The 22,976-nt window shown below is 69.0% G+C and carries 20 protein-coding genes; 5 read left to right on the top strand and 15 right to left on the bottom strand.

Annotated elements, in window-relative coordinates:
* Position 1 precedes the first annotated feature (1 nt).
* The 3 genes from pyrR to K0H49_RS14635 are packed head-to-tail and all read right to left on the bottom strand — an operon-like array spanning position 2 to position 1,535.
* Entirely contained in the window at positions 2-496 is a 495-nt protein-coding gene (gene pyrR, locus K0H49_RS14645) for a bifunctional pyr operon transcriptional regulator/uracil phosphoribosyltransferase PyrR (protein ID WP_219213766.1), read from the bottom strand.
* Entirely contained in the window at positions 493-939 is a 447-nt protein-coding gene (gene ruvX / locus K0H49_RS14640) for a Holliday junction resolvase RuvX (protein WP_219213764.1), read from the bottom strand. Before ruvX ends, pyrR begins: the two co-directional genes overlap by 4 nt.
* Positions 936-1,535 (bottom strand): YqgE/AlgH family protein, encoded by a 600-nt coding sequence (locus tag K0H49_RS14635; RefSeq protein ID WP_219213761.1) that lies wholly within the window; start codon positions 1,533-1,535, stop codon positions 936-938. Before K0H49_RS14635 ends, ruvX begins: the two co-directional genes overlap by 4 nt.
* On the opposite strand from K0H49_RS14635, the gene K0H49_RS14630 reads away from it, so the two are divergent.
* Positions 1,536-3,032 carry a cryptochrome/photolyase family protein gene (locus K0H49_RS14630; RefSeq protein ID WP_219213757.1) on the top strand — a complete coding sequence of 499 codons (1,497 nt, stop codon included), beginning with the start codon at positions 1,536-1,538 and terminating at the stop codon, positions 3,030-3,032.
* On the opposite strand, the gene K0H49_RS14625 is transcribed toward K0H49_RS14630, so the two are convergent.
* The 6 genes from K0H49_RS14625 to K0H49_RS14600 form a co-directional block, all read right to left on the bottom strand.
* A complete protein-coding gene (locus K0H49_RS14625; protein ID WP_219213754.1) occupies positions 3,033-8,996 on the bottom strand; it encodes a hybrid sensor histidine kinase/response regulator in 5,964 nt (1,987 codons plus the stop codon).
* A 37-nt stretch (positions 8,997-9,033) separates the two neighbouring features.
* Positions 9,034-11,235 carry a methyl-accepting chemotaxis protein gene (locus K0H49_RS14620; RefSeq protein ID WP_257624886.1) on the bottom strand — a complete coding sequence of 734 codons (2,202 nt, stop codon included), beginning with the start codon at positions 11,233-11,235 and terminating at the stop codon, positions 9,034-9,036.
* 157 nt (positions 11,236-11,392) lie between these two features.
* Entirely contained in the window at positions 11,393-11,932 is a 540-nt protein-coding gene (locus tag K0H49_RS14615) for a chemotaxis protein CheW (protein WP_219213748.1), read from the bottom strand.
* 16 nt (positions 11,933-11,948) lie between these two features.
* The gene (locus tag K0H49_RS14610; RefSeq protein WP_219213746.1) at positions 11,949-12,314 is read right to left on the bottom strand and encodes a response regulator transcription factor; all 366 of its coding nucleotides are present in this window, start codon (positions 12,312-12,314) and stop codon (positions 11,949-11,951) included.
* Positions 12,314-12,715 (bottom strand): response regulator, encoded by a 402-nt coding sequence (locus K0H49_RS14605; RefSeq protein ID WP_219213743.1) that lies wholly within the window; start codon positions 12,713-12,715, stop codon positions 12,314-12,316. The genes K0H49_RS14610 and K0H49_RS14605 overlap by 1 nt, the downstream gene beginning before the upstream one ends.
* Before the next feature lie 77 nt (positions 12,716-12,792).
* Entirely contained in the window at positions 12,793-12,963 is a 171-nt protein-coding gene (locus K0H49_RS14600; RefSeq protein WP_183023681.1) for a rubredoxin, read from the bottom strand.
* A gap of 150 nt (positions 12,964-13,113) precedes the next feature.
* On the opposite strand from K0H49_RS14600, the gene thiD reads away from it, so the two are divergent.
* The 3 genes from thiD (at position 13,114) to K0H49_RS14585 (ending at position 15,933) form a co-directional block, all read left to right on the top strand.
* The gene (gene thiD / locus K0H49_RS14595; RefSeq protein ID WP_219213741.1) at positions 13,114-14,043 is read left to right on the top strand and encodes a bifunctional hydroxymethylpyrimidine kinase/phosphomethylpyrimidine kinase; all 930 of its coding nucleotides are present in this window, start codon (positions 13,114-13,116) and stop codon (positions 14,041-14,043) included.
* 118 nt (positions 14,044-14,161) lie between these two features.
* Entirely contained in the window at positions 14,162-15,448 is a 1,287-nt protein-coding gene (gene hemL, locus K0H49_RS14590) for a glutamate-1-semialdehyde 2,1-aminomutase (RefSeq protein ID WP_219213739.1), read from the top strand.
* Positions 15,449-15,450: 2 nt separating this feature from the next.
* Positions 15,451-15,933, top strand: a complete 483-nt coding sequence (locus K0H49_RS14585; RefSeq protein WP_219213737.1) for a hypothetical protein — start codon at positions 15,451-15,453, stop codon at positions 15,931-15,933.
* 39 nt (positions 15,934-15,972) lie between these two features.
* Here K0H49_RS14585 and purH read toward each other — a convergent pair whose 3' ends face one another.
* The 3 genes from purH to dusB form a co-directional block, all read right to left on the bottom strand.
* Positions 15,973-17,580, bottom strand: coding sequence for a bifunctional phosphoribosylaminoimidazolecarboxamide formyltransferase/IMP cyclohydrolase (gene purH, locus K0H49_RS14580; RefSeq protein ID WP_219213735.1), 1,608 nt, complete (start codon positions 17,578-17,580; stop codon positions 15,973-15,975).
* Between the two features lie 138 nt (positions 17,581-17,718).
* Positions 17,719-17,955 (bottom strand): Fis family transcriptional regulator, encoded by a 237-nt coding sequence (locus K0H49_RS14575; protein WP_183027280.1) that lies wholly within the window; start codon positions 17,953-17,955, stop codon positions 17,719-17,721.
* A gap of 17 nt (positions 17,956-17,972) precedes the next feature.
* Complete coding sequence (gene dusB, locus K0H49_RS14570) at positions 17,973-19,040, bottom strand: tRNA dihydrouridine synthase DusB (protein WP_219213733.1); 1,068 nt, start codon at positions 19,038-19,040, stop codon at positions 17,973-17,975.
* Positions 19,041-19,212: 172 nt separating this feature from the next.
* Here dusB and K0H49_RS14565 point away from each other — a divergent pair, with 172 nt between their 5' ends.
* Positions 19,213-19,686 (top strand): YqaA family protein, encoded by a 474-nt coding sequence (locus tag K0H49_RS14565; protein WP_219213731.1) that lies wholly within the window; start codon positions 19,213-19,215, stop codon positions 19,684-19,686.
* Positions 19,687-19,705: 19 nt separating this feature from the next.
* Here K0H49_RS14565 and K0H49_RS14560 read toward each other — a convergent pair whose 3' ends face one another.
* The 3 genes from K0H49_RS14560 to ychF form a co-directional block, all read right to left on the bottom strand.
* A complete protein-coding gene (locus K0H49_RS14560) occupies positions 19,706-20,380 on the bottom strand; it encodes a glutathione S-transferase (RefSeq protein WP_219213729.1) in 675 nt (224 codons plus the stop codon).
* 191 nt (positions 20,381-20,571) lie between these two features.
* Entirely contained in the window at positions 20,572-21,618 is a 1,047-nt protein-coding gene (locus K0H49_RS14555) for a virulence RhuM family protein (RefSeq protein WP_374122360.1), read from the bottom strand.
* A 194-nt stretch (positions 21,619-21,812) separates the two neighbouring features.
* Complete coding sequence (gene ychF / locus K0H49_RS14550) at positions 21,813-22,904, bottom strand: redox-regulated ATPase YchF (protein WP_219213727.1); 1,092 nt, start codon at positions 22,902-22,904, stop codon at positions 21,813-21,815.
* Positions 22,905-22,976: the final 72 nt, after the last annotated feature.

Genomic DNA, 22,976 nt, shown 5'->3' with positions numbered 1-22,976 from the left:
TTCAGGATTCCTTGACGTCGAAGCTGAACACGCCCGCCTCGCTGCGCGCCAGCGCCAGCGACTGCGTGTCGGCCAGCGTGAGCCGCGCGGCCGCGAAGTCCGCCGCCACCGGCAGCTCGCGCCCGCCGCGGTCGACCAGCACCGCCAGCCGCACGCAGGCCGGGCGGCCGAAATCGAACAGTTCGTTGAGCACCGCGCGGATGGTGCGGCCGGTGTAGAGCACGTCGTCGAGCAGCAGCACGTCGGCGCCGTTCACGTCGAAGGGCAGCGCGGTCTGGGCGCTGGCCGACAGGCCGCGGCGCGCGAAGTCGTCGCGGTGCATGGCCGAGGAGATCACGCCGGGCGCGCCCGCCAGGCCCAGATCCTTCTGCAGGCGCTCGACCAGCCAGGCGCCGCCCGAGGTGATGCCGACCAGCCGGGTCTGGGGCCGCCGCAGCGCCTGGACGCCGCGCAGCAGGTCGCCGTACAGCGCCTCGGCTTCGGGGATGGAGGTCAAGGGAGATTCCTCAGGAACTGCTCGAGGATGATGCAGGCCGACGCGGCGTCGGCATCGCGCGCGCCGGAGGACAGGGCCTCGGTCGTGCTGTAGCGCTCGTCGACCTCGTAGACCGTCAGGTTGAAGCGACCGCGCAGCTGGCGCGCGAACTTCTGCGCGGCGCGCGTGTTGTCGTGGGCCGCGCCGTCGGGGTGGAAAGGCACGCCGATCACCAGCGCATCGGGCTGCCACTCCTTGATCCGGGCCGCCACCTGCACGAAGCGCGCGTCGCCCTCGGCCTTGATCGTGGCCTGCGGCGAGGCGCTGCGCAGCAGCCGGTTGCCGGTCGCGACGCCGGTGCGCTTCTGGCCGTAGTCGAAGGCGAGGAAGCTCTGGAAATGTGCGGGGACCGGGGCCGAAGCCGCCAGGCCGGCAGTGGGCGCCGGCGCGCCCTCAGCGTTCATGCGTGCCCCGCATCGGGCGACAAGGTCCAGGCCTCGAGGCCCAGCAGCATCAGGGCGCGGTCGTAGCGTTCGGCGATCGGCGTGTCGAAGATCACGGCCGGGTCGGCGCCCACGGTGAGCCAGCTGTTCTCGGCCAGCTCGCTCTCGAGCTGGCCCTCGCCCCAGGCCGAATAGCCGAGCGACACCAGGACCTTGCGCGGGCCGGCGCCGGTGGCCAGGGCCTCCAGCACGTCCTTCGAGGTGGTCATTTCCAGCCCGCCGGGGATGCTCATGGTCGAGGCATAGACCGATTCCTCGGGCTTGTCGGCATCGGCGAAGACCGGCTCGTGCAGCACGAAGCCGCGCTCGGTCTGGACCGGCCCCCCCTGGAACACCGGCGCCTGGCCCAGCTCGGGGCGCGACAGGTGCAGCTCGATCTTCTCGAACAGCACCTTGAGGTTGATGTCGCTGGGTTTGTTGATCACCAGGCCGAGCGCGCCGCGCGCGCTGTGCTCGCACAGGTAGACGACGCTGCGGTTGAAGACCTGGTCCTCCAGCCCCGGCATCGCGATCAGAAAATGATGCGTGAGGTTCATCGGGGCAGAATCGGAAGACATATGCCTCCGATTTTACTGGCCGTCGACAAAATCTATCCCAAGGGTCTCGTGTGGTTCCGTCGGGACTTGCGCGTGGACGACAACGCAGCGCTCTGGCAGGCCCTGCGCACCTGCCGCGAAGTGCTGTGCGTGTTCGTCTTCGACAAGCCCCTGCTCGACCCCCTGCCCCGCATCGACCGCCGGGTCGAATTCATCCGCGAGTCGCTGGTCGCGCTCGATGCCGAGTTGCGCGCCCTGGGCGGCGGCCTGATCGTGCGCCACGCGGTGGCCGAGGAGGACATTCCCGAACTGGCGCACACGCTCGACGTGCAGGCCGTGTTCGCCAACCGCGACTACGAGCCGGAGGCGATGGCGCGCGACGCGCGGGTGTTCGGCGCGCTGGCCAACGCCGGTATCACCTTCGTGACGGCCAAGGACCAGGCGGTGTTCGAACGCGACGAGCTGCTGACCAAGGTCGGCCAGCCCTACACCGTGTTCACGCCCTACAAGCGCGCCTGGCTGGCCAAGGTGGACGCCTTCTATCTCAAGGCCTACCCCTCGCGCGGCCATGCCGATGCGCTGATCGCGCCGCCCGCACGCCACGACGCGCCGGTGCCCGCGCTGGCCGCGCTCGGCTTCGCGCCCACCAACCTGTCGACGCTCGAGATCCCCACCGGCGCCCAGGGCGGCGCCGCGCTGTTCGAGGATTTCTTCGACCGCATCGACCGCTACGACGAAGCCCGCAACTACCCGGCGGTGCGCGGCCCGAGCTACCTGGGCGTGCACCTGCGCTTCGGCACGGTGTCGATCCGCGGCCTGGCGAGCGTGGCGCACCAGCTCGCGCTGCAGGGCAATGCGGGCGCCGCGACCTGGCTCAGCGAGCTGATCTGGCGCGACTTCTACTTCCAGGTGCTGGTGCACAACCCGCAGGTGGCGCAGGGCAAGAGCTTCCGGCCCGAGTACGACCGGATCATCTGGCATCACGGCAAGCATGCCGACGGCCTGTTCGCGGCCTGGTGCGAGGGCCGCACCGGCTACCCGCTGATCGACGCGGCCATGGCGCAGATCAACCAGAGCGGCTACATGCACAACCGGCTGCGCATGGTGGTGGCGAGCTTCCTGTGCAAGGACCTGGGGCTGGACTGGCGCCGCGGCGAGGCCTACTTCGCGACGCACCTCAACGACTTCGAGTTGTCGTCGAACAACGGCGGCTGGCAGTGGGCCAGTTCGAGCGGCTGCGATGCGCAGCCCTACTTCCGGATCTTCAACCCGGTCACGCAGAGCGAGCGCTTCGACCCCGAGGGCAAGTTCATCCGGCGCTACCTGCCGCAACTCGCCGGCCTGTCGAACAAGGTGATCCATGCGCCCTGGACCGCCTCGCCGGTCGAGCTCGCGGCCGCCGGGCTCACGCTGGGCGAGCATTACCCGCAACCCGTGGTCGACCACGCCGAGGCGCGCGAGCGCACGCTGCAGCGCTACGGCGTGGTGCGCGGCCCCAAGGCCAAGGCCGCCGACTGATCAGAGCGCCGGCGGCGGCTCGACCTGTGCGTAGGTGCGCACCAGCCGGATCAGTTCCTCTTCCGAATAGGGCTTGCCCAGGTAGTGGTTCACGCCCAGCTGGGTCGCGTGCTCGCGGTGCTTCTCGGCGATGCGCGAGGTGATCATGATGATCGGCAGGTCGGCCAGCGCGGGGTCGACGCGGATGTTGCGCGCCAGGTCGAAGCCGTCCATGCGCGGCATCTCGATGTCCGACAGCACCACCGCGGGCCGCTCGACCTGCAGCCGTTCGAGCGCCTGCAGGCCATCGGCGGCCAGCGACACACGGTAGCCCTCGCGCTGCAGCATGCGCTGCGTGACGCGCCGCACGGTGATGGAGTCGTCGACCACCAGGATCAGCGGTGCCTCCGGCACCACGGGCTCGGCCACGGGCGTGGCGCCAGCGCCGCCGCGCGCACCGGCGTGCTGCAGCGCACGCGCCTGGTCGCCGTGCACCGCGGCGAGCGCCACCGGGTTGTAGATCAGCACCACCGCGCCCGAGGCCAGCACCGAGATGCCGGCCATGCCGGGCAGACGCGAGAGCTGGGGACCGAGGTTCTTGACCACCACTTCCTGGTTGCCCAGCACCTCGTCCACGTGCAGCGCCACGCGTTGCGCCGCGCTGCGCACCACGATCACCGAATGGGTCTTGCTGCTGGAGGCCTCGCTGCGGGCCGAGGACTGGAGCAGCGCACCGCCCCAGTAGAAGGGCACCGCCTCGTCGGCGAAGGGGTAGTGCTGCGCGGCATAGGCCGTGTCGAGCTCGGCCAGGCTCACGCGCTGCACCAGTTCGACCAGGTTGGACGGCACGCCGATCGACGTGCTGCCCGTGCGCAGCATCACCACGTGCGTCACCGCGGTGGTCAGCGGCAGCACCAGCTTGAAGCGCGTGCCCTGCCCGGGCGTGCTGATCGTCTCGATGCGCCCGCCGAGCGCCGCCACTTCGGCGCGCACCACGTCCATGCCGATGCCGCGGCCGGCCAGCTCGGACACCTGGGCGGCGGTCGAGAAGCCGGGCCTGAAGATCAGTTCGGCCGCAGCCTCGGGCGTGAGCGGCGCGGGGCCGTCGATCAGGCCCAGTGCGCGCGCACGCTGCTCGATGCGCGCCAGGTCGAGACCCGCGCCGTCGTCGCCGAAGCTCACCGACACGTCGTTGCCTTCGTGCTGGAGGTCGATGGTGATCAGGCCGGTCGCGTCCTTGCCCACGCGCTCGCGCAGCGCGGCGTCCTCGATGCCGTGCGCCACGCTGTTGCGCAGCAGGTGCTCGAAGGCCGGCGTCATGCGCTCGAGCACGCCGCGGTCCATCTCGATCGAGCCGCCGACGATGTCCAGGCGCACCGGCTTGCCGGTGTCCTTGGAGGCCTGGCGCACCACGCGGTAGAGGCGGTCGGAGATGCCCTCGAACTCCACCATGCGCGTGCGCAGCAGGCCGCGCTGGAGCTCGCGCGTCTGGCGCGCCTGGGCCGACAGATCGTCTTCGGTGGCCTGCACCGTCTTCTGCAGCGTGCGCTGCACGGTGGCCACGTCGTTGACCGACTCGGCCATCATGCGGGTGAGTTCCTGCACGCGCGTGAAGCGGTCGAACTCGAGCGGGTCGAAGCCCTGCTGCGAGTCCTTGGCCTGCGCCAGGCGCGACTGCATCTGGCTCTCGGCCTGCACCTCGATGTCGCGCAATTGCTGGCGCAGGCGGTCGAGGTTGCCCGTGAGGTCGCCCAGCGACCCGCGCAGCTGCTGGAGTTCGACCTCGAGCCGCGAGCGCGTGATGATCACCTCGCCGGCCTGGGCCACGAGGCGGTCGAGCAACTGGGTGCGGATGCGCACGGCCTGCTGCGAGCTGCTGCCGCGCAAGGGCGTGAGCCGCGACGGCAGCGGCTTGGCCACGCGGCCGGTCGGCACCGCGGGGATTGCCGGCGCGGCCAGCGCGACGGGCACGGCCGGCACGGACGGCGCCGCAGGAACGGCCGGCGCCACCTCCACCGCGGTCACCGGCGCCTCGGCCTGTGCGTCGGCGAGCGCGCCGCTGCGCAGCTGGTCGAAGGTGGATTGCAGTGCGTCGAAGCGCACCAGCAAGGCCTCGACCGCGGCCCGGTCGGCCCCCTGGGCGCCGAACGATTCGATTTCCGACTCCATGCGGTGGGCCCGTTCGCCCAGTCGCATCGCTCCGGCCAGCCGGGCACTGCCCTTGAGCGTGTGCAGCGCGCGCAGCACGGCGGCGCGCGGCGCATCGCTTTCGGGCTGGTGCAGCCACTCGCGCAGGGCGCCGCCCAGCGTCGGCAGCAGCTCGACCGCCTCGTCCTCGAAGATCGGGAACAGCTCGCGATCGATGGCATCGGCCAGGTCCACGCCGTCGTCCGAATCGTCGAGCGACACGTCGACCTGCGCCGGCTCGCGCTCGAGCGGTGCGTTGCCGCTGTCCTGTGCCTCGAAGGGCAGCTGCGAGGCGGCGACCTCGCGCAGGGCCTGCAGCGTGGCCTCGACCGGTTCGCGCAGGAAGCCGGCGGCGAACTGGTGCAGCAGGCGCCGCACTTCTTCGGCGGCGGCGACCAGCACCCGCCCCTGTTCCGGCGTGCCGCGGCCCTGGCGCTGCAGATGCTGCAACGCAGCCTCGAACAGGCGCGCCATGCCCGAGAGGCCCTGGAACCCGACGGTGGCCGAACTGCCGGCCAGTGAATGGGCCAGCGCGAGGGTGGAATCGCCCACCCGCAGATGCGATTCGAGCGCCCACTCGCCGACCTCGATGGCCAGCTGGCGCGACCACTCGTCGGCCTCGTTGAGGTAGACGTTGTAGAGCGCGATGCCGATGCGCAGCGGACCGATCGCCTTGATCGGATCGTCCGCGCTCGGCGGCGGCACGGTGTCGGCCGTGACCAGGGTCAGGCGCGGGGGCGCGACCGGCGGAGGGGCCACAGGCGCTTCGGCTTCAGGTTCCGGTTCCGGCGCCATGGCTGCAACGGACGCTTCTTCGACGGCGTCGTGCGATACCGGGGCCGATTGCGGCTCCGGCTCCGGCTCCGGCTCCTGCACTGCATCCGTCGGTTCAGCCTCGGCCTCGGGCTCGGCCGGGGCCTCCGCCGGTACGGCAGGGTCCCACGGCATCCCGCTCGGCCGCGCCAGCAGGCTTGCGAGCACCGCGAGGTCGTCCTGCGCCTCCTGGGGATCGGACGCGGGCGTCTCGGGTGCCACGGCCGGAGGCGGCGGCGGTTCGGCATCGGGCCCCGGCGTCGGCAACGCCGGGGGCTGCATCCAGCTGGCGTCGATCGACGCATGGGCGGTCTCGAAGAAATCGATGTCCTCGCCCTGGGGCAGGTGCTGCGGCGGGGGCGCCACCGCGGGCGCCGGCGTGTCGTCCAGCGCGCGCAGGTCGAAGTCCAGGAAGTCGGTCGACGCGAAGTCGTCGTCCATCTCGCTGTCGCGGCGCGCGTGCGCACGCTCCGTCTCGGCCAGGCGCGACGAGGTCTCCAACGCGTGATGCCCGGCGATGTCGGGCGCTGCCGGCTCAGGCTCGGCGCGCGACGGCGCCTCGATCGGCGCGGGCACAGGCGGCTCGGCCGCGATGTGGCGCGCCGCGACCGCCAGCACATCGGGGTCGCTCAGGCGCGTGGGCGGCAACGGCGCGCCGCTGCGCAGGGCCTCGGCCAGACGGCCGAAGTCGTCGTCCTGCGCGTCGTGCGGCCGGCCGGCCGCGATGGCCTCGACCCAGGCGGCGAAATCCTTGAGCGCGCGACCGGTGGCCTCGCGCAGTTCGGGCGTGGCGGGACGCTGGTCGGCCAGCCAGAGGTTGACCACCTGCTCGAAGGACCAGGCGGCGTCGCCGAAGTCGGTCAGGCCGACCATGCGCGAGCTGCCCTTGAGCGTGTGGAAGGCGCGGCGCAGCACCGTGAGCGCGCCCATGTCCGTGGCATCGTGCCCGAGCGTCTCGAGCGCCGCCTGGCCGTTGACCAGCACCTCGCGCGCCTCGTCCAGGAAGATGTTGCGCAGGTCGTCTTCCTCGAGCTCCGTCACCTCGGTGTCGGGCAGGGACATCGGGCCGACGATCCTGGCGGTCCAGCTGTCGGCGGCGCGGCTGAATTCCTCGATGGGCGAGACGGGCTTGCGGTGCGGCGTGGCCAGGGCGGCGAGCTTGGCGGCGATCTGGGCATCGACCTCCTCCACGCTGAGCACGGCGTCGGCACCCGACGCGGCGGCCAGGGCCTCGTCGGCGGCGACGGCGCCAACCTCGGCGGTGCGGCCCATCAGCGGCTTGAGCTCGCCCGCTTCGGCATCGAACACGAACAGGCGTTTGGCCAGCGCCGGCTGGTAGGCCAGCATGTCGATCAGGAAACCCAACGCCCCCAGGTTGTTGCCCAGCGAATCGAAATCGCGCGTCTCGTCGGCCGGCGACGCGGCGGCCGTCAGATGGTCGACGTTGTCGCGCATGCGCTGCACCGTCTGGGCGGCCTGATCGAGCCCCAGCACCGAGAACACGCCGCGCATCTGCAGCAGCTGCGTGGGCACGGTGCGCAGCAGCGACGGGTCCTGCGGCCGGCGGAAGAACTGGTCGAGCGACTTCTCGAGCTCGCTCAGGTTGGCGCGCAGCTCGTCGACCACCGTGCCCATCGACTGGCGGTCGCTCACGCGGCGGTAGAGCTCCTCCATCCAGGGCTCGAGCGGCTCGGCCCGGCCGCCCTCGCGCACCCCGTCGATGCGCCCGGCGAGCTGGACGGTGCGCGCCGTGAGCTGACGGTCCTGCGGATCGAGGTCTTCGAAGGCGGCCTCGAGGTAGAGCACCGAGGTCGCGACCTCCATGCCGAGCTCGGTGCCGGGCGGCTGGCCCGAACGCAGCGAGGCCTCGACCGCCTGGTCGAGCGCCTGCGCCATCGGCAGGCTGGCCGGATGCAGCTTCTGCAGCGACTCGCCGAGCTGGGTGAACGCATCGACGGCCTGGCGGATGCGCGACAGGTCGCCGCCGGACAGCGCCGACCACATCTCCTTGGCGGCCTCGATGCGCTTGCGGGCCTGGGCCAGCGCCTGCGGGTCGAAGCGGCCGAACTGCTCGACCGCGTAGTCGACCCGCGCCTCGTCCTGGATGCCCCACGCGCGCCGCACCCGGCGCAGCGTGAGCACCTCCTCGCCACGGGCCGGCGCGGCCTGGGCGCAGAAGAAAAGCAGGTCCTGCGCCAGCCGCTCCGACATGGCGGCATCGCCCCCCCGTGCCAGCGTGGCGTATTGCAGCAGCACGCGCGAGGCGGCGCGCTTCACGTAGAGGTCGACCGGCAGCAGCGACAGGCTCAGGGCCTCGAAGAAGCCCGCGGCCAGCATCCAGAAGCTGACCACGCGCGGCGCCGAGGAGCCCCGCGCCAGCCCGAGGCACAGCGCATGCAGCCGGCGCGCGGCCTGGTCGTCGCCGTCCTGGACGATCTTGAGCACTTCGCGGTCGAGCTTGGAGCGCACGGCCGGGTCGTAGACCAGCGCCACCTGGGTCGGCGAGGGGCGGATCTCGGCCCAGCGCCAGGGATGGGTCCAGAGGTCGGCCGGATGCACCCGGTCGCTGCTGGCCATCTGGAGCACGTCGCGGTATTGCGGGAACAGGCCGACCGACGAGACCGGCTTGCCGCCCAGCAGGGCCTGCAGGTAGTCGATCACCGCGAAGCCGGCGCGCTCGATCTTGTGCACCTCGGCTTCGGTACAGCGCGCCGGTTCATCGGCAAAGCGCTGCACCGCGAACTCCATCGCACCCACCACCAGCGCCGGCGCCTTGTGGCCGACCATCGTGAGCGCGCCCACGGCCTGGTGCAGATGCTGGCGGGCCAGCCGCAGCGGGCCGGCGTCGGGCGCCGAGCCCACGTCGCGCGCGAAGCGACGCAGCGACTTGCCCGTGCCCTCGAGCGTCTTCTGGACTTCGCCGATCACCCAGGCCAGCGGCCCCAGGTCGTGGCTGTCGGATGCGGCGCCGGTCGGCGCAGCCATGGCGGACAAGGGGGTCGACACGTTCGGCGCCCGGGGTTCAGACGATCTTGAAGCGGGCCACCGACTGGCGCAGCTCCTCGGCCATGTGCGACAGCTCGCGCACCTGCTGCGCCGTGGTGCGGGTGCCGTCACCGGTCTGCTCGGTCACCGCGAAGATGTGCTGGATGTTGGCCGCCACCACGTTGGCCGAGTCGGCCTCGCGCGACGCCGACTGCGAAATCTGCTCGATCAGGTCGGCCAGCCGGCGCGACACGCGGTCGATCTCCGACAGTGCGGTACCGGCGTTGTCGGACAGCTTGGCGCCTTCGACCACGCCCTGCGTGGAGCGCTCCATGGCGCCCACCGCATCCTGGGTGTCGGTCTGGATCGCCTTCACCAGCGCCGCGATCTGGCGCGTGGCGTCGGCCGAGCGCTCGGCCAGGCGCTGCACTTCCTCGGCCACCACCGAGAAGCCGCGACCGGCTTCGCCCGCGGACGCGGCCTGGATGGCGGCGTTGAGCGCCAGCACGTTGGTCTGCTCGGTGATGTCCGAGATCAGCTCGGTGATTTCGCCGATCTCCTGCGACGATTCGCCCAGCCGCTTGATGCGCTTGGAGGTTTCCTGGATCTGGTCGCGGATCGAGTTCATGCCGCCGATCGCGTTCTGCACCGCCTGCAGGCCCGACGAGGCGGCCTTGAGCGACTGGCGCGCCACCGTGGCCGATTCCTGCGCCTGCGAGGACACGCCGTTGATGCGCTCGGCCATGGTCAGCACCGACTGGCCGGTCTCGCGGATCTCGCGCAGCTGCTCGGTCGAGGCGGCCAGCAGCTCGGTCGAGGTGCTTTCCACCAGCGAGGTGGTGTGGGCCACGCGCGCGGCCGTGTTCTGCACGTTGCCCACCAGCAGGCGCAGTTCTTCCACCGTGTAGTTCACCGAGTCGGCGATGGCGCCGGTGATGTCCTCGGTCACGGTGGCTTCCTGGGTCAGGTCGCCTTCGGCCACCGTCTGCAGTTCGTTCATGAGCCGCAGGATCGCCGCCTGGTTGGCGCTGTTCACGCGGCTGGCGTCCTCGCTCAGGCGCTCGGCCTCGATCCGGTCCTTCTCGGCCGCGGCCGCGCGCTCGCGGCCCTCGCGCACCTGCACGAAGCCCATGCCGCCGGCCAGCGCCAGCGCCGCCAGCGACAGCACGACCAGCATGGCCAGCGTGCCGGCGCCCAGGCCGGTGCGATCCGACAGCTTGGACTGCAGGTCGCCCAGGGCCAGGCGCAGCGGCTCGCTGTCGGCCAGGACGGTGGCCTGGCCTTCGCGCGCCGACACCAGGCCCTGCAGGTTGCCCAGGATGGCGCCGGCCTGCGTGCGGGTCTGCTCGTAGGTCTTGAGGATGAGTTCGAGCTGCTGGCGGCTCTGCGCGTCGCGCGCGCCGGGCAGGCGCTGCTGGGCATTGCCGTCGAGCAGGCCGCGGGCGAGCTCCTGGAAGGTGTTCAGGTCCTTGCCCAACAGGAACACCGCGTCCGGGCTCACGCCTTCGACGGTCAGGAATTCGTTGGCCGACTTGCCGATGCGCTGCGTCAGCATCACCAGCTGGCCGGCCGCCGAGATCTCGGGAATGGAGGCGCCCTGCTGCGTCTTGATGGCGGTCAGCGTCTCGGCCATTTCCAGCAGGTCGGACGACTGCCGGTTGATGTCGCGCAGCGCGGCGCCCACCTGCGTCAGGATCTTCTGCTGCGCGAGCACGGCCTTGGCGCTTTTGTCGGCCCGCTCGACCAGCGGCGTGATCCTGGCGAGTTCGGGGTCGTACTGGCCGCCCACGCGCTCCAGCTTGAGGGATTCGTCGCCGCTGGCCAGGCCCTGCACGCGGCGCGTCAGGTCGTCCGAGCTTTCGCGCACTTCGGTGAAGGCGCCGCCGTTGCCCACCAGCGCCTGCGACACCGACTTGGCCAGCCGCTGCGACTGCATCAGCGCCTGGCCGGTCGAGGCCACCTGTTGGGCCAGGCGGTCGGCGCGCAGGATGGCCGAACCGGCCACCAGCAGCAGCAGCAGGATCACCACCGCCAGCGCGATCGCGAAGATGCGCAGCTGGCGCGCGGGATGCACGCGCAGCGCCGCCGCCACGGCCTGGGCCGCGCCGCCACCGCCTTGCGCCGCGGCCGGCGCGCTCGACGCAGCGGCGTACGCCGGCTCGGCGGCCTGGAAAGGCTCGTACGACGGCGCCGCCGCCGGGACGTGCGGCGATGCCGGCTCTTCCGGCGGCGGCTGCATGGTCTCGATGTTGTCCAGCGTCAGCGTGGCGGCGCTGCCGGTGCCATGCATGCGCTCGTTCGCGCTCTCCTCGTTGGCGGGCAGGTACTTCTTCAGCTTGTCGGCGATCGAACTCACGGTCGGTCCTTCACTTGGATGTCAAAGCCCGGCCCGCCATTCAGGCACCGATGCTCAGGAAATGGGGTTGCTGCGACAACGCCTGCAGGCTGATCTCCTGCCAGGATTCGCCATCGGCGTCCTGGTAGGTGTGGCCGAACCAGGCCGGGGCATCGTCGCCCGGGTGCCGTGAATCGGTGAAGGCCTCGACGCCACGCAGGCCGACCAGCCGGTCGACCAGCAGCGCGCAATTGACTTCCAGCAACTCGTTGAGCGCCACCAGGCGCGACTGCGCGCGTGTCCCCTCGCCCGTCGGCGCGGGCGTGTCCGGCAGGTGGCCGGTCAGGAAGGTCGACAACTGCACCACGCCATAGAGGCCGCCGCGCAGATTGGCCACGCCCAGATACCAGGGCGCGGTGTAGGGCACCGCCTGGGGCGGGGTCCAGGGGAAGATCTCGCCGGCGTGGCCGAGCGGAAACAGGTAGCGGCCTTCGCCGGCCTCGACCGCCAGCCACGACGCGGACACGTCCGAGGTGCGCGCCGCCTGAAGGCGCGCCGCCAGCCGGGACTGAAAGGCACGCAGGGCGTCGCGATTGGCCATGGGCGGATCGCGGGGCTCAGGCCAGCGCGCTGATCTTCGCCATCAACTCGGCGGCGTTGACCGGCTTCACGATGTAGTCGCGCGCGCCCTGGCGCATGCCCCAGACGCGATCGGTTTCCTGGTTCTTGCTCGTGCACAGGATGATGGGCACGTTGGCGTACTGCGGATTGCGCGCGATCGCGCGGGTCAGCTGGAAGCCGTTCTGGCCGGGCATGACCACATCCATGAGGATCAGATCGGGCAGCTCTTCCTCGATGCGGCGCATCGCGTCGTCGGCGTTCTCCGCGGTCTTGACCGAGAAGCCGTTCTTCTGGAGCAGATCGGTCAGGAAGAACAGCTCGGTCTTGGAGTCGTCGACCACGAGCACTTTGTGGATGGGCATTACAGCGCCTCTTTCTTCTGTGCGGTGCCGAACTGCTGCACGGCCTGCAGCAGCTGGTCCTTGGTGAAAGGCTTGGTGAGATAGTCCTGGGAGCCGACCATGCGGCCGCGTGCCTTGTCGAATACCCCGTCTTTGGACGACAGCATCACGACCGGCACGTTGGAGAAATCGGCATTGCGCTTGATGATGGCGCAGGTCTGATAGCCGTCGAGACGCGGCATCAGGATGTCGCAGAAGATCAGGTGCGGCTTGTGGTCGTTGACCTTGGACAGCGCGTCGAAGCCGTCCTCGGCCAGCAGGACCTCATGTCCGCCCTGCTTGAGGAAGATCTCGGCACTGCGCCGAATGGTGTTGCTGTCGTCGATGACGAGCACCTTGTAACCGGACCCATTCGTGCTCATTGGCACCCGCTCCTCGTATGAGACTGCCTCGACTACCGCCTCTGCGCCGCACCGGGGACGTCACCCTATGCCATGCTTCAGATCTCAACCATTTCGAAGTCTTCCTTGCGTGCGCCACACTCGGGGCATGTCCAGTTCATCGGGACATCGGCCCAGGCCGTGTTGGCGGCAATGCCGTCTTCCGGCACACCCGCCGCTTCGTCGTAGATCCACCCGCAAATCAGGCACATCCAGGTTTTCGTGTTCATCGCAGCTTAAAGTCCCTGTACATAGAATGCAACGATTGTATCTAGACGTATCATCAAAATACCCGACGACCGTCGCACATACGCCACCATGGCGTGGGCGTCCGATGGCGTATGTAAACTTACCTACTACCGCTTTGCAGCGGTCGCGGCATGGCTGATCTTAACGACCCCTCCGCAGACGACCTGACCGAGCTGGACGTCGACCTCAATCCCCCGTGCGTGCTGGTCTTCAATGCCAGCGACCCGAGCGGTGCCGGCGGCCTGGGCGGCGACGCGCTGGCCATGGCGTCCGTCGGCGCACACATGTTGCCGGTGGTCACAGGCGCGTACGCCCGCGACACCGCCGAGATCTTCGACCACTTCGCCTTCGACGAGGAGGCCGTGGCCGAGCAGACCCGCGCGATCCTCGAGGACGTGGAAGTGCAGCTGATCAAGGTCGGCTTCGCGGGCTCGCCGGAGATTCTCAGCACCATCGCCGAGACCGCCACCGACTACCCCGACGTGCCGCTGGTCGCCTACATGCCCAACCTGTCGTGGTGGGACGAGAACCAGATCGAGGCCTACCTCGATGCCTTCCGCGAGCTGGTGCTGCCGCAGACCACGGTGCTGGTCGGCAACCACAGCACGCTGTGGCGCTGGCTGCTGCCCGACTGGAGCGGCGACAAGCCGCCGACCGCGCGCGACATCGCCCGCGCCGCCGGCGAACTGGGCACGCCCTACACGCTGGTCACAGGCATCATGCTGCCCGAGCAGTTCATCGACAACGTGCTGGCCTCGCCGCAGGCCGTGCTGGCCAGCGAGAAGTACGAGCGGCTCGAAGCCGTGTTCGCCGGCGCCGGCGACACGCTCTCGGCCGCCCTGGCCGCGCTGCTGGCCAGCGGCACCGACCTGGTGGCCGCCACCTCGGAGGCGCTGAGCTACATGGACCGCTGCCTCGACGCGGGCTTCCGGCCCGGCATGGGCCATGTGCTGCCCGACCGGCTGTTCTGGGCCCAGCCCGAGGACGATGACGACGACGAGGACGACGGCCCGGCCGATCCCGCCGACTTCGCGCTCCCGCCCCACGACACCCGGCATTGACCCACCCACCCCCGAAGCGCCTGCGGCGCTTCCCCTCCAGGGGGCGATACCAGCGGCCCGGCACAGCCGGTTCCACCGTGTCCCCGGCCACGGGCCCCCATCGAACCTTAGGCAAGACATGACCACCGACAACAACCAGACCCTCTTCGAACGCGCCAGCGCCGTGATCCCCGGCGGCGTGAACTCGCCGGTGCGCGCCTTCAAGGCCGTGGGCGGCACGCCGCGCTTTATCCAGCGCGCGCAGGGCGCCTACTTCTGGGACGCCAACGGCAAGCGCTACATCGACTACATCGGTTCCTGGGGCCCGATGATCCTGGGCCACGGCCACCCGGCGGTGGTCGAGGCGGTGCAGAAGGCCGTGCTCGAAGGTTTCTCCTACGGCGCACCGACCGAGCGCGAGATCGAGCTGGCCGAGGCCATCCTCGCGCTGGTGCCGTCGATGGAGATGGTGCGGCTCGTGAGCTCGGGCACCGAGGCCGCGATGAGCGCGCTGCGCCTGGCGCGCGGCGCCACCGGCCGCAAGCACATCATCAAGTTCGAGGGCTGCTACCACGGCCATGCCGATGCGCTGCTGGTCAAGGCCGGCTCGGGCCTGGCCACCTTCGGCCACCCGACCTCGGGCGGCGTACCGCCCGAAGCGGTGCAACACACGATCGTGCTCGAGTACAACAACATCGCCCAGCTCGAGGAAGCCTTCGCGCTGCACGGCAAGGACATGGCCTGCCTGATGATCGAAGCGATCGCGGGCAACATGAACTTCGTGCGCGCCACGCCCGAATTCGCCCGGCGCTGCCGCGAGCTCTGCACGCAGCACGGCGCGCTGCTGGTGTTCGACGAAGTGATGACCGGCTTCCGTGTGGGCCTGCACGGCGCGCAGGGCGTGCTGGGCATCACGCCCGACCTCACGGTGCTGGGCAAGGTGATCGGCGGCGGCATGCCGCTGGCGGCCTTCGGCGGACCGCGCGCCATCATGGAACAGCTCGCGCCGCTGGGCCCGGTCTACCAGGCCGGCACGCTGTCGGGCAACCCGGTGGCCACGGCCTGCGGCCTGGCGACGCTCAAGGAGATCGCCAAGCCCGGCTTCTACGAGGCGCTGTCGGCCAAGACGCGCACGCTGGTCGAAGGCCTGAAAGCCGCGGCGGATGCCGAAGGCGTGGCCTTCAACGTCGACAGCGAAGGCGGCATGTTCGGCTTCTACCTGATGAAGGACAAGCCACAAAACTATGGCACCGTGATGACCACCGACAACGCGAAATTCAACGCGCTGTTTCACGGATTGCTCGATCGCGGCGTGTACATTGCACCGGCGCTCTACGAGGCCGGCTTCGTGAGCGCTGCCCACAGCGACGAGGACATCGCTGCCACCATCGAAGCTGCACGCCAGATCTTCAGCCACATTTCCTGACCATGAATCCCCTGCGCATGTTCCCGGTGTCGAGTGCTCTCCTCGGGGCCTTGCTCCTGCCCGGCCTGGCATGTGCGCAGTCCTTCGACCCGAAGGAGATCTGGATCAACCCGGGCTTCTACTCGGCGCACTTCGACAGCAACAAGGGCCTGGAGAATTCCAACTACGGCCTGGGCTTCGAGTACCCGCTGAGCGACGTCTACCGGCTCACGGCCGGCACCTTCCACAACAGCGACCGCCGGCAGTCGAACTACCTGGGCCTGTACGTGCTGCCCTTCGAGGTCTACGGCGTGCGGCTGGGCGCCGTGGTCGGCGGCTTCGACGGCTACCCCAACTACCGCAACGGCAACTGGTTCCCGGCCCTGATCCCCACCGCGGCGATCGAGGGCAAGAACTGGGGGCTGAACATCGCCTACGTGCCGACGATCAAGAACCGGCTGTACGGCGCGCTGACCTTCCAGCTCAAGTACCGTTTCAAGGACTGAGCCTGCACCGGCCGCTTGCGCGCCGAGGCGCGCAAGCGTTCAGTGCCGGAAGTGGCGCACGCCCGAGAGCACCATCACCACGCCGCGCTCGTCCGCGGCATCGATGACTTCCTGGTCGCGCATCGAGCCGCCCGGCTGGATCACGCAGCTCGCGCCCGCGTCCACCACCACGTCGAGGCCGTCGCGGAACGGGAAGAAGGCGTCGCTGGCCACGGCCGTGTTCTTCAGCGACAGGCCGGCGTGCTCGGCCTTGATGCTCGCGATGCGCGCCGAGTCGAGGCGGCTCATCTGGCCCGCGCCCACGCCCATGGTCATGCCGTCGGCACAGAACACGATGGCGTTGCTCTTGACGTACTTCGCGACCTTCCAGGCGAACAGCAGGTCTTCGAGCTGCTGGGGGGTGGGCTGCTTCTTGCTGACCACCTTGAGCTCGCTGGCCGCGAGTTCGTGGTTGTCGGCGGTCTGGATCAACAGGCCCGAGCCGACGCGCTTGACGTCCATCGCGTTGCGGCCGTTGTCCCAGTCGCTCGTGCCGCCCTGGGGCAGCGCGATTTCCAGCACGCGCACGTTGAGCTTGGCCTTGGTGGCCTGAAACACTTCCAGCGCCTCGGGCGTGTAGCCCGGCGCCATCAGCACTTCGACGAACTGCTTGGCGATGGCCTGGGCGGTGTCGCCGTCGACCGGACGGTTGAAGGCGATGATGCCGCCGAAGGCCGAGGTCGGGTCGGTCTTGAAAGCCTTGCCATAGGCTTCGGCCGCGTCCTTGCCGATGGCCACGCCGCAGGGGTTGGCGTGCTTGACGATCACGCAGGCCGGCACGTCGAAGCTCTTGACGCATTCCCACGCGGCGTCGGCATCGGCGATGTTGTTGTAGCTCAGTTCCTTGCCCTGCAGCTGCCTGGCCGAGACCAGCGAGCCGGGCGCCGGATGCAGGTCGCGGTAGAAGGCGGCCTGCTGGTGCGGGTTCTCGCCGTAGCGCAGGTCCTGCACCTTGACGAAGCGGCCGTTGCTCTGCGCCGGGAACAGCGAGCGCGTCGGAGCGGGCTGACCGATGCTGGCGTCGAAGTCGATGGCCGAGAGGTAGTCGCTGATCGCGCCGTCGTAGTCGGCGATGCGGTTGAAGGCGGCCACCGAGAACGCGAACTTGGTCTTGTCGCTGAGCTGGCCGTCGGCCTTCAGTTCGGCCAGCGCCACCGCGTACTGCGAGGCGTCGGTCAGCACGCCCACGTCCTTCCAGTTCTTGGCCGCGCTGCGCACCATGGCCGGGCCGCCGATGTCGATGTTCTCGATCGCATCCTCCAGCGTGCAGCCGGCCTTGGCCACGGTGGCTTCGAAGGGATAGAGGTTGACGATCAGCAGATCGATGGGGTCGATGCCGTGCGCCTGGATCGCCGCCACGTGTTCGGGCAGGTCGCGGCGCGCCAGCAGGCCGCCATGGATCTTCGGATGCAGCGTCTTCACGCGGCCGTCGAGCATCTCGGGGAAGCCGGTGTGCTCGGCCACTTCGGTCACCGGCAGGCCGGCATCGGCCAGCAGCTTGGCGGTGCCGCCGGTGGACAGCAGCTTGGTGCCCAGCGCATGCAGCGCCTGGGCGAATTCGAGGACGCCGGTCTTGTCGGAGACGGAAATCAGTGCGGTCAGTGCCATATGGTTCTCAGGTGCTACGGTGCAGTTTCAATTCCAGGAACACCGCGGAACCGGCTTTGCCGGGCCGCTGGTGTTGCCCCCTTGGGGGGGGTGGGCATCGCGACACGCAGTGCGCGATGCCTTCGGGGGTGGGGGCATCTACTTGATGAGTTTGTGCTCGACCAGCTTCTTGCGCAGCGTGTTGCGGTTGAGCCCCAGCCACTGGGCGGCCTTGGACTGGTTGCCCTCCGCGCGGGTCATCACCACGTCGAGCAGCGGTTTCTCCACCACCCGCACCAGCATGTCGTACATGCCGTCGGGCTCGATGCCCCGCAGGTCGCGGAAATAGCTGTCGAGGCTGTTCCTCACGCATTCGTCGATGTTCTTCTTGCTCATGGTCTTCTCTTGTGTTCTCAATGCGCGGCCGAAGCCGCTCCCTCGTCCTCGGCGCCCTCTTCGTCGGCCTCCTCGACAGCCTCCCGGTGCACGGGAATGCGTTCCATCCCCGCGGCCAGCTGCTCGAAATAGTCGGACACCGCGCGCAGCTGCTGCGCGCAGTCCTCGATGCCGTTCATGCGGCCGCGGAATTCCTCGCCGCCGGGCAGTTCCCGCACGTACCAGCCGATGTGCTTGCGCGCCGTGCGCACGCCGCTGTACTCGCCGTAGAGGCCGTAGTGCTCCTGCAGGTGATCCAGCAGCAGGCGGCGCACCTCGGCGACCAGCGGAGGTGCAAGGTGCGTGCCCGTCGCGAGGAAATGCGCGATCTCGCGGAAGATCCAGGGCCGGCCCTGCGCCGCGCGGCCGATCATCACGGCGTCGGCACCGGTCGCGGCCAGCACCTCGCGCGCCTTCTCGGGGCTGGTGACGTCGCCGTTGGCCACCACCGGCACGCGCACCGCGGCCTTGACGGCGGCGATGGTGTCGTACTCGGCCGACCCCTTGTAGCCCTGCTCGCGCGTGCGGCCGTGCACGGTCAGCATCTGCACGCCGGCGGACTCGAAGTCGCGCGCCAGCTTGACGGCGTTGCGGTGGTCGGCACTCCAGCCGGTGCGCATCTTGAGCGTCACCGGCACGCCGTGCGGCGCTGCCGCGTCGACCACCGCGCGCGCGATCTCCAGCGCCAGCGGCTCGTCGCGCATCAGCGCCGAACCGGCCCACTTGTTGCAGACCTTCTTGGCCGGGCAACCCATGTTGATGTCGATGATCTGCGCGCCGCGGTCGATGTTGTACTGCGCCGCCTCGGCCATCATGGCCGCATCGGTGCCCGCGATCTGCACCGCGATGGGGCCCGGCTCGCCCGCATGGTCGGCGCGGCGCGAGGTCTTGAGCGTGTTCCACAGCTCCTTGCGCGAAGTCACCATCTCGCTCACCGCATAGCCCGCGCCGAGGGCGCGGCACAGCATGCGGAACGGCCGGTCGGTCACGCCAGCCATGGGCGCGACGAACAGGCGGTTTTCCAGCGCGATAGGGCCGATCTGCATGGTGGTCAAGGAGGGGGGAGCGAGCGCGGGGCTGCTGAAAAATGAGGCACGATTGTAGCCAAGCCCCATTTCAGGGGCTGAAACGTTTGGACTAACGCTTCCCCTCTTGCGCAGGCCGCGCGGCGCGCGCTCCCACACGACGGCGTGGGGCGCCTTCCTATACTCCGTGGCAATGGAAGCCTGGCTCGACTCTCTCCTGACCCTTCTGGCGCTGCCGCAGTACGGGCTGTCGACGCTGTTCTTCGCCGCCTTCGTCTCCGCGACGCTGGTGCCCGTGGGTTCCGAACCCATCCTGTTCGGCCTGCTGCGCCTCAACCCCGACATGTTCTGGTCGGCCATCGCGGTGGCGACGGTGGGCAACACGCTGGGCGGCGCGGTCGACTGGTGGATGGGCTACGGCGCCCACAAGGTGGCCGACAAGTACTCGAACTCCAGGCACCACGTCCGGGTGCTGGGCTGGCTCGAGCGATTGGGGCCCAAGGCCTGCCTGCTGAGCTGGCTGCCGCTGGTCGGCGACCCGCTGTGCGCGGTGGCCGGCTGGCTCAAGCTGCCCTTCTGGCCCTGCGTGTTCTACATGGCCATCGGCAAGTTCGCGCGCTACGTGACGATGACCGTGGCGCTGCTCTACATCTGGCCCACGCACTGACGCGCGGCGGGGTTTTCCCTCAGGACAACAGGCCGTAGGGCCCACCGCGCTCCAGCGCGCGCCGGTAGGCCGGCCGCGCATGGATGCGTTCGAGCCAGGCCATCAGCCGGGGCCGGCTGGCATCCAGCCCGCCGCGGGCCTTGGCGGCCTCGACCGGAAAACTCATCTGAATGTCGGCGCCCGTGAAGTCAGGCCCGGCGAACCATTCGCCCTTGCCGAGTTCGCCTTCCATGAAGTCCAGGTGAGTCTTGAGGTTGGGCGTCACGAAACCGGCCTTGGCCTTGCCCGCGATCATCCGGGCCACGGGCTTCACGAAGAAGGGCATCTTGCTGCTCTCGATGCGGTCGAAGATCAGCTTGAGCAATAGCGGCGGCATGGCCGATCCCTCGGCATAGTGCAGCCAGTAGCGGTAGCGCAGCGCGTCCGCACTGCCCGCGGCGGGCGCGAGCCGGCCCTGGCCGTGGCGCTCCACCAGCGTCTCGACGATGGCCCCCGATTCGGCCAGCACCAGCCCCTCGTCGGTCGTCACCACCGGCGACTTGCCCAGCGGATGGATCTTGCGCAGCGCCGGCGGCGCCAGCATCGTCTTGGGATCGCGCTCGTAGCGCACGATCTCGTAGGGCAGCTCGAGCTCCTCGAGCAGCCAGAGCACACGCTGCGAGCGGGAGTTGTTCAGGTGGTGGACGGTGATCATGGTGGTAGTGAGGGCTGCTGCCCATGTGGGATAAAGCTGTCGATCCAAACCGCCCTGCGTCTTGGCGAAGGATGGCGTGGGCGAGTTACCTTGAATCGGCTGCGGCAGACCACACGCCCCGAGAAACCATCGCATGCCGCGTCGAACTCGACAAGCGGCCAATCAAGACGGTTCGAATTGAAATGGCATCGTCATGGCTTTTTTCTCTCTTCGGGCATGTGCTTTCTTCGTGGCGAATCGAGCTGCCGCGCCGTCTGTTCGAGCGCGCGCACCGCATCGGATTCGCCCTGCGATTCGCGCTCACTCCGGCGCTCCATGGCAAAGCGCTCGTATTGGGCCTGCGCATGCGCGTCTGCCGTTTTCTTGCTCACCTGTCCTGCATCGGGAAGCACCTCTCGGTCGTTGAAGCGCAGGAACTCGTCAAGCTTGGTCTGCCAGTCGTTCAAGAAAACCTGCTTTCGGCGCGTTGCCTGGTCTTCGGCGAAATCCAGCCACATCACGACGACGCGGTTCAGTTCTGCGATCTCGGCCTCTCGCAAGTAGTTCTTGGCGATGGTCACGTCTGCCTTGCGCACCGCGCCTGCCTGCATGGCCGTCAGCCCCATCTGCGGCTGACGGTGGTCAGCCCGCTCGGCGATGAGTTCGGCGGCCGTCTTGCCCGTGACCGCAAAGTGCAGCTTGTTCTGGATGATGCGAAAGAACTGCGTGGTTTCTGGAAGACTGGGCTCGTAGTCAGCCGCCAGTGCAAAGATTTCCCGCACCCGCAGGTACATGCGGCGCTCACTCGCACGAATGTCGCGCACGCGCGCAAGCAGTTCGCCAAAGTAATCCGGCGGCGCGACGCCAGCGGCCGGCGGGTTCTTGAGCCGCTCGTCGTCCATCGTGAAGCCCTTGAGCAGGTATTCGCCCAATCGCTCCGTCGCCCAACGTCGAAACTGCGTACCCCGCACCGAGCGCACGCGGTAGCCGACGGCCAGAATCGCGTCGAGACTGTAGTGCGCGACCCGGTAGGTCTTGCCATCGGCGGCAGTTGTCAACCACTGGTTGACAACTGAATCGACGCTCAGTTCACCCTCCGCAAAGATGGCCTTCAGATGCTTGGCGACATTCTGTTTGCTGGTCTGGAACAGCGACGCCATGCCCGCCTGCGAAAGCCACAAGGTCTGGTCGGAGAAGCGGCACTCCACACGCGTGCGGCCATCCTCGGTTTGATAGAGCAGAAACTCGCCGGCGCTCACTGCAGCCTCCGAAAGGTGACCGGGTCGACGCGGCTCTGCACCTGTGCTGGCGCCAGGCTGGCCAACGCACCATCCGCCCCGATATTCTTGACGAGCCGCATAGGCGCCCCCCTTTCAGGCGGAGCATGCCAGAAGACGGCCCGGCTCAACCGTCTTCAGGCAGCACTGGCGCCCATTTGGCGCAGCGTCAAGGCTCAGGAACTGAACAGGAAGTTCATCACGTCGCCATCCTTGACGACGTAGTCCTTGCCTTCGGCGCGCATCTTGCCCGCGTCCTTGGCGCCCTGCTCGCCCTTGAAGGCGATGTAGTCGTCGAAGGCGATGGTCTGGGCGCGGATGTAGCCCTTCTCGAAGTCGCCGTGGATCACGCCGGCGGCCTGCGGGCCGGTGTCGCCGATGTGGATGGTCCAGGCGCGCACTTCCTTCACGCCGGCGGTGAAGTAGGTCTGCAGGCCCAGCAGCGAGTAGGCGGCGCGGATCAGGCGGTTCAGGCCCGGCTCGTCCTGGCCGATCTCGGCCAGGAACATGGTCTTGTCCTCGTCGTCCATCTCGGACAGCTCGGCTTCGATCTTGGCGCAGATCGCCACCACGGGCGCGTTCTGCTTGGCGGCGTACTCGCGCAGCCGGTCGAGGTAAGGGTTGTTCTCGAAGCCGGTCTCCGACACGTTGCCCACGAACATCGCGGGCTTGGCGGTGATCAGCGTGAAGCTCTTGACCAGCGGCTGCTCTTCCTTGGTGAACTCCAGTGCGCGCACCGGGATGTTCTCGTTGAGCGCCTTCTGGCAGCGCTCGAGCAGGCCGACCAGCTTCTGCGCGTCCTTGTCGCCCGAACGCGCGACCTTGGTGTGGCGGTGCAGCGCCTTCTCGACCGTGGCCAGGTCGGCCAGGCAGAGCTCGGTCTGGATCACCTCGATGTCGGAGATCGGGTCGACGCGGCCGGCCACGTGGATCACGTTGTCGTCGTCGAAGCAGCGCACCACGTTCACCGTGGCGTCGGTCTCGCGGATGTGCGCGAGGAACTTGTTGCCCAGGCCTTCGCCCGTGCTGGCGCCGGCCACCAGGCCCGCGATGTCGACGAACTCGACGATCGCCGGGACGATGCGCTCGGGGTTCACGATCTGGCTGAGCTGGGCCAGCCGCGGATCGGGCACCTCGACCACGCCGGTGTTGGGCTCGATCGTGCAGAAGGGGTAGTTCTCCGCAGCGATACCGGCCTTGGTCAACGCATTGAAAAGGGTGGATTTACCGACGTTGGGCAGGCCGACGATGCCGCATTGCAAACTCATGGGAGGTCCTCTTGGGTAACCCACGATTTTAGGCGGTCCCGCGTGTCCCCCGGGTGGCACGCCCTTCGGCGC

This window comes from Variovorax boronicumulans, assembly GCF_019352895.1.
GTDB lineage: Bacteria > Pseudomonadota > Gammaproteobacteria > Burkholderiales > Burkholderiaceae_C > Variovorax > Variovorax boronicumulans_A.
Note: the sequence above shows the minus strand (reverse complement) of the source record. Positions and strands in the feature narration are given on the sequence as shown.

Bases quoted from the DNA above. Each gene is read 5' to 3' on its own strand.
- ruvX (WP_219213764.1), bottom strand. From the start codon at position 939: ATGAACGCTGAGGGCGCGCCGGCGCCCACTGCCGGCCTGGCGGCTTCG.
- hemL (WP_219213739.1), top strand. From the start codon at position 14,162: ATGACCACCGACAACAACCAGACCCTCTTCGAACGCGCCAGCGCCGTG.
- K0H49_RS14585 (WP_219213737.1), top strand. From the start codon at position 15,451: ATGAATCCCCTGCGCATGTTCCCGGTGTCGAGTGCTCTCCTCGGGGCC.
- K0H49_RS14615 (WP_219213748.1), bottom strand. From the start codon at position 11,932: ATGGCCAATCGCGACGCCCTGCGTGCCTTTCAGTCCCGGCTGGCGGCG.
- thiD (WP_219213741.1), top strand. From the start codon at position 13,114: ATGGCTGATCTTAACGACCCCTCCGCAGACGACCTGACCGAGCTGGAC.
- K0H49_RS14560 (WP_219213729.1), bottom strand. From the start codon at position 20,380: ATGATCACCGTCCACCACCTGAACAACTCCCGCTCGCAGCGTGTGCTC.
- K0H49_RS14600 (WP_183023681.1), bottom strand. From the start codon at position 12,963: ATGAACACGAAAACCTGGATGTGCCTGATTTGCGGGTGGATCTACGAC.
- dusB (WP_219213733.1), bottom strand. From the start codon at position 19,040: ATGCAGATCGGCCCTATCGCGCTGGAAAACCGCCTGTTCGTCGCGCCC.
- K0H49_RS14565 (WP_219213731.1), top strand. From the start codon at position 19,213: ATGGAAGCCTGGCTCGACTCTCTCCTGACCCTTCTGGCGCTGCCGCAG.
- K0H49_RS14575 (WP_183027280.1), bottom strand. From the start codon at position 17,955: ATGAGCAAGAAGAACATCGACGAATGCGTGAGGAACAGCCTCGACAGC.
- K0H49_RS14620 (WP_257624886.1), bottom strand. From the start codon at position 11,235: ATGCAGCCGCCGCCGGAAGAGCCGGCATCGCCGCACGTCCCGGCGGCG.
- K0H49_RS14605 (WP_219213743.1), bottom strand. From the start codon at position 12,715: ATGAGCACGAATGGGTCCGGTTACAAGGTGCTCGTCATCGACGACAGC.
- purH (WP_219213735.1), bottom strand. From the start codon at position 17,580: ATGGCACTGACCGCACTGATTTCCGTCTCCGACAAGACCGGCGTCCTC.
- K0H49_RS14635 (WP_219213761.1), bottom strand. From the start codon at position 1,535: ATGTCTTCCGATTCTGCCCCGATGAACCTCACGCATCATTTTCTGATC.
- K0H49_RS14630 (WP_219213757.1), top strand. From the start codon at position 1,536: ATGCCTCCGATTTTACTGGCCGTCGACAAAATCTATCCCAAGGGTCTC.
- K0H49_RS14625 (WP_219213754.1), bottom strand. From the start codon at position 8,996: ATGGCTGCGCCGACCGGCGCCGCATCCGACAGCCACGACCTGGGGCCG.
- K0H49_RS14610 (WP_219213746.1), bottom strand. From the start codon at position 12,314: ATGCCCATCCACAAAGTGCTCGTGGTCGACGACTCCAAGACCGAGCTG.
- ychF (WP_219213727.1), bottom strand. From the start codon at position 22,904: ATGAGTTTGCAATGCGGCATCGTCGGCCTGCCCAACGTCGGTAAATCC.